Origin of the sequence: Lactobacillus nasalidis (genome assembly GCF_016587775.1) — a bacterium.
Taxonomy (GTDB): Bacteria; Bacillota; Bacilli; order Lactobacillales; family Lactobacillaceae; genus Lactobacillus; species Lactobacillus nasalidis.
This window is the reverse complement of the sequence record NZ_BOCG01000564.1, coordinates 1-580: the sequence shown is the minus strand read 5'-3', so window position 1 is coordinate 580 and position 580 is coordinate 1. Positions and strand designations below refer to the sequence as shown.

The following is a 580-nucleotide window of genomic DNA, read 5'->3' as shown; positions in this document are numbered from 1 at the left end:
GGCGGCGGTCTACCGCTACTCTTTGACCAGCAAGCGCAAAATGGCGCTCATCATCGCCCCGGTGCATACCAGCCGCCAGTACCGGCAAGTCCGCTCCAAGCTGGCGGCCAGCCGCCTGGAAGCCAGCTTTTTGGTTGATGAGCAGACTCCTGAGCAATTGATCAAACGGATCAAGCAGGATGGCTACGACTTGGAGCTGACCAGCCGGTCGGCTTTGAAAAGCAACTGGGCCGCCTACCAGGCGCTGAGCAAGGGCCAGCAGCGGCTGGCTGCCTATTCTTTAACCCCGTCTGCCTACGTGCTGACCAGCGGCGATCAAACCAGTGCCGTCCGCCGGGCTTGCTGGCAGACCGACTTGATTCCGGTGCAGCCAGCCCGGCAGCTGAAGATCCGTCCGGGCGGCTTTTGCCTTTTTAAGCCTGAAGCCGCTGGAAAAATGGCGGCATTTGCCGCGAAAGCCCGGAAAAAGAAATACCAGTTCGTGAGCCTGGCCAGCTTGGTCAAGCATCCGGCCATCAAAGCCCCCAGCGCTAAGGACCTGGCCCGGCTGCGCCGGCAAAACGGCGGAGAAAAGCGCCCC

The 580-nt window shown here is 61.4% G+C and carries 1 pseudogene; it reads left to right on the top strand.

Features of this window, described 5'->3' with window-relative positions:
• Positions 1-580 (top strand): annotated as a pseudogene (locus lacNas_RS10825) (hypothetical protein); the annotation flags it as partial.